We start from the raw sequence: 4,784 nt of genomic DNA, 5'->3' as shown, positions 1-4,784 counted from the left end.
TCGGCTTCGGCGCGACGATCGTGGTGACCGGCGCGCTGGCCCGGGCCGACCTCGGGACCGGGGTGGCGTATGTCTTCTCGACGTTCGGCTTCTTCGGTCTCGGGCTCGGGCGGCGCGCGCAGGCGCAGCGCGCCGCGACCTCCGAGCAGTTGCTGGCCGAGACGCGGCGCGCCAACGCCGAGCAGGCGCACGCGGCCGCCCTCGCCGAACGCAGCCGGATCGCCCGTGAGATCCACGACGTGCTCGCGCACTCGCTCTCCGCGCTGACCGTCCAGTTGGAGGCCGCGGACGCCCTGCTGACCAGCGGTACGAACCCGGATAAGGCACATAACTATGTGGTCACCGCGCGCCGCATCGCACGTGAGGGTCTGACAGAAACCCGCCGAGCAATCGCCGCACTGCGGGAGGACACGCCGCCTTTACGCAGCCTGCTGCGTGGACTGGCCGATACATACGAGTCGGATACCGGTGCCACGGTCACCGTCGTCGCGGAGTGCGATCCCACCAACCTGCAGCCTGACGCATCGCTCGCGCTGTACCGCACCGCGCAGGAATCGCTGACGAACGCCCGCAAGCACGCCCCGGGCGCGCCGGTCGAACTCGCCCTCGACTGCACCGAAGCGGCGACCGAGCTGACCGTGACGAACGCTGCCGCGACCGCGCCGGTCACCACCCTCGCCTCCTCCGGCGGCGGGTACGGCCTCGCCGGACTGAAGGAGCGGGCCGAACTGGCCGGCGGCACGCTCGTGGCCGGGCCGTGCGGGGATGGCTGGCGCGTCAGCCTGCGTATCCCGGCACGTCCCGCACAGCCCTAACCTTGAGGGGTGAACTCTGCTGGCCCGGCGAGCCCCGGCTCTGACAAAGCCCCGGTCCGCGTCCTGGTCGCCGATGACCAGGCCGCGGTACGTGACGGATTGGTGACTCTGCTCGATCTCGATCCGCAGATCACCGTGGTGGCCGAGGCCGCGGACGGCAAACAGGCACTCGACGCCGTTGCCGCCACCGACCCCGACGTAGCGCTGATGGACCTGCACATGCCGGGCATGGACGGCATCGAGGCGACAGCGCTGATCACCGCCCGTCACCCGCGCACGAAGGTCGTCGTGCTGACCACCTACGCCGACGACGCTTCGATCCACGGCGCGCTCCAAGCCGGAGCCCTCGGCTACCTGACCAAGGACTCCGGCCGCGAGGACATCGCGCGTGCCGTCATCGCGGCAGCCGCGGGCCAGTCCGTACTCGACGGCGAGATCCAGCGCAGGCTCGTGTCAGCGGCGACCGCCGCTCGCACAACCCCCATGCCTGAAGCCGCTTCGCCGACTCCGGACAATCTGACGGTGCGTGAGGTAGAGGTGCTACGCCTGATCGCGGCCGGCCGCTCAAACGCACAGTTCGCTGCGGAACTATTCGTGTCCGAGGCAACGGTGAAGACGCATATCAACCATCTGTTCGCGAAAGCCGGCGTGCGTGACCGCGCCCAAGCAGTGCGTTACGCGTACCGGCACGGTCTGGTCGGCTGACTCACCGCTGTCCGCAACCCGTCGGCGAAGGTGTCCAGCGCCCCGCTCGCGCTAGAGCGAGTGGCAGTACGAGTCGGCTGCGTTCCCGTCCGTGATGAGCTTGTTCTCGGCGATCACCATCTGGCCCATGTCCCCGGTGGTCTTGGCGTTCATCACAGCGACTGACAACGCCTCGACATCGCCGGCCACCAGGTCGATCCTCGTGCGCACCGCCGCGCTTCCGGCCTTGTCCGCCGCGTCGGCGAGCGTGGTGTGTATCGAGTCGAGCTCAGCGGCCAGTACGGCCAAGTCGCCGCCAGGGGACGCCTGCAGGGCGCGCAGCCGGTCGGCCGCGGAGTTCGAGTCGCGGCAGCCCGCGTCCAGCAGCGGAGCCGTAGACACCACGTAAGCCTCAACGCCGCCGAACACCACCGCGAGCACGATGCCGATCACCGCGGCTATTCGTCCGGCACCCATGCGCGAGCGAGACCGTTTGTACCCGATCGCGGAGAGGACGAGCCCAAGTGGGGGGACGAACGAGAGGATCGCGCCTACGAGCGCCACAGGGTTCGCCTGCTTGGCCGGTGCGTCCGAGCGGTCATCGCCTCCGGCGTGGTCTGCCGGAGCCGTCTCGAACAGCGACATTGCTTCGTTCGAGTCATTCGCCATTAGTGATGTGCCCTTGCGTGATCGTGTCGCGCTTTTACGTTAGCTGGATTAACTAACCACAACGAGCAGCGATCGTACGGGGTGCCCGGGCCCGAATCCACGGCGGGTCGGGAAAGACGTCCGGATCTCAGCCGCGACCACCATATTCGGACACGAACATGAATGAATCTCATGTAAGTGGGCCGTGACATGCGAAGAGCCGCCGCCGGAAGAATCCGGCGGCGGCCCTCGAGGTCGCCCGCTGAGCCCTTAGAACGAGCAGATGCTGTCCACGGCGTCGGCCTCAGGGCCGATCCGGTCGGCCCGGTCTGGAACGAGTCCAGCTGCGTGGTGTCGCCCTGCTGCAGCGCCTTCAGTCCGTTCAGCATCGCGGTCAGGTCGGTGTCCAGAGCCTGGAGCTTGTCCTTGACCTCCTGCTTCTTGGCCTGTCCCAGCGCGTTGTCCAGCGCCGACTTCATGTTCGTCAGGTCGGTGTTGAGCAGCACCAGGTCGGACTGCAGCGTGGCCTGGTTGCCGCCGTCGGTGGTCAGCTTGTTGCCGTCGGCGGTGAGCTTGGACTGCATCGAGCGGAACGAGCTCTCCGCCGAGGTGCAGCCCGGGTCGAGCTGGGTGCTATTGGCCGCGAACACGCCCAACGCTCCGTAGCCGGCGCCAGCCAGAAGCGACAGCACCAGACCCGCAATCGCCAGGCCGCGCCCCTTACCGCCGACCTTGCCCGAGCGCACCAGGCCGAGGATCGAGAAGATAAGGCCCAGCACCACCGTGAAGAACAGGATGAGGCCGGCGATGGCGAAGCCGTTCTTCTCCTGCTGCGGCGGCACGTAGCCGCCGTATCCGCCCGGACCGGCCGGGGCACCGAATCCCGGCTGGCCGTACTGCGGCTGCTCACCGTACTGCGGCTGCTGCGGAGCGCCGTACTGCGGCTGTGCCTGCTGACCCGCGTACTGCTGCGAACCGTACTGCGGGTCGACCGGCGGCGGCGCGAACGAGCCGGACTCTTCCCCGCCCTGCGGAACCGACCAGTCACCGCCTGACTGCTGCGGCTGCTGCCCCCATGGCTCGGACACTGTGTCCCCCTCCAAGGATTGATAAGTATGAGCGGCTGATCCTAGCGAGCCCCGGCGAACGTCACGAAGACCGAGTTCCCGCTGCCACCGAATCGTGACCGGACCTTATGCCGAAACGAGACCGACCCCAGCGGGCTACGGCAAGTCGGGCAACGGTGCAGCGGACACCCAGGAACCCATGAATGCGGTCAAGTCCTGCGCGGTGTAGACATCGGGAACCACTTGGAGGAAATCCTCGGTCTGCGCGACGCCGCTCTGGTTGCGGCTGCACCACACCCGCAGCACTTGGAAGAAGGTGTAGTCGCCCATCGTCAGCCGCAGCGCGTGCAGGAAGCAGGCGCCGCGCAGCGCGACCCGCTCGTCCAGGATCCGCTCGGCGCCGGGGTCGGAAAGCACGAGGTCCTGACCGAGGCCGCGCAGCCGCGTCATCGCGGCCCGCGCCGCCCTGTCCGCGCTCGCGCCGCCTGACTTCTCCAGCCAGATCCATTCCGCGTACCGCGCGAACGCGGTGCTCAGCCAGATGTTCGCCCAACTGCTGAGCGAGACGCTGGCTCCGAACCACTGCGCGGCCAGGGCGCGGGCGACGAGGTTCTCGTGAGTGCGCTTCCCGTCGATCATGGACGCGTCGAGGAGACCGAGAGTCTGTGCGCCATAGACACCGCCGAGGGGACCGGCAGGGTTCAGTGCGTTCACGCCGTCAAGGACCGCCGTACCGTAGACGTCGAACGGGTACGGCCCGAACAGCGACGTGAACGTCTTGAGCATCTCGCTCTGCCTGCCGAGATCGGTGCGCGCCTGATCCGCGAGCCGCGCCGGGAACGCATCGCGGATCTGCACGCCGGCCGGGCTGGACGAGGTCTCGATCGTGAGATCTCCGATGGCGACCGTGGCGAGGTAGGCCGCCATCGGACCGTCGTGGCGATATGTCCAGCGGGTACCGAAGTTCTGCGGCTGCTTGTCGACCAGCCGACCGTTCGCGAGCACCGAAGCTCCGGCGGGCGCCGTCACCGAGATCTCGAAGGCGGCCTTGAGCGAGGGATGATCGGCGCAGGGGAACCAGGTGGGCGCGCCGATCGGAAGCGAGACCGCGGTGACGTCAGCCGCAGCCGCACCGGTCGCACCAGCCGCACCGGTCTGCCAGCCGACGCTTCCAACCCCGGTGACGCTGACTGGCTCCGGCTGCCCGGAGTAGGCGATCTCCAGCAGCGCCATCCGTCCGCTCGGCAGCACGGCGCTCGGTTGGATGTGCAGCTTGTCGCCTTGTCGGGAGAAACGCGCCGGCGCCCCATTCGCCCGAACAGAAACGACGGTCATACCGGCGGCCAGATCAAGGCTGAGCCCGGAAAGCGCGGAATATGGCAGAAGTCTGATTGTCGCGGTACCGGCGATGCGACCCACCGCCTGCGCATAAGACAGATCCAGCGCGTAGTGGTTGATCAGGAAACCGCCGGCGCCGTGTCCGGGGAAGTACGGATCGAACGACGTGGTCGCGGCTTCCCCGGGCGTCGCAGGCACCCCACCGGTGCCCGTTCCCGCAGCGCATCCCCCA

General features: G+C 68.2%; 5 protein-coding genes. 2 read left to right on the top strand and 3 right to left on the bottom strand.

The features are described from left to right. Positions 1-815, top strand: an 815-nt coding sequence (locus VFB40_RS08715) for a sensor histidine kinase (RefSeq protein ID WP_324848793.1), incomplete at its 5' end; no start/stop codon positions are given. A gap of 9 nt (positions 816-824) precedes the next feature. Then, the gene (locus tag VFB40_RS08710; protein ID WP_324848792.1) at positions 825-1,520 is read left to right on the top strand and encodes a response regulator; all 696 of its coding nucleotides are present in this window, start codon (positions 825-827) and stop codon (positions 1,518-1,520) included. 51 nt (positions 1,521-1,571) lie between these two features. On the opposite strand, the gene VFB40_RS08705 is transcribed toward VFB40_RS08710, so the two are convergent. From VFB40_RS08705 to VFB40_RS08695, 3 genes are all read right to left on the bottom strand, one after another. Then, positions 1,572-2,144 carry a hypothetical protein gene (locus VFB40_RS08705; protein WP_324848791.1) on the bottom strand — a complete coding sequence of 191 codons (573 nt, stop codon included), beginning with the start codon at positions 2,142-2,144 and terminating at the stop codon, positions 1,572-1,574. 23 nt (positions 2,145-2,167) lie between these two features. Continuing rightward, positions 2,168-3,235 carry a hypothetical protein gene (locus tag VFB40_RS08700; protein ID WP_324848790.1) on the bottom strand — a complete coding sequence of 356 codons (1,068 nt, stop codon included), beginning with the start codon at positions 3,233-3,235 and terminating at the stop codon, positions 2,168-2,170. 135 nt (positions 3,236-3,370) lie between these two features. Next, the coding region (locus VFB40_RS08695; protein WP_324848789.1) for a M1 family metallopeptidase at positions 3,371-4,784 on the bottom strand (1,414 nt) is incomplete at its 5' end.

Source organism: Actinocrinis sp., assembly GCF_035650855.1.
Taxonomy (GTDB): domain Bacteria; phylum Actinomycetota; class Actinomycetes; order Streptomycetales; family Catenulisporaceae; genus Actinocrinis.
This window is presented reverse-complemented; position numbering and strand designations above follow the sequence as displayed.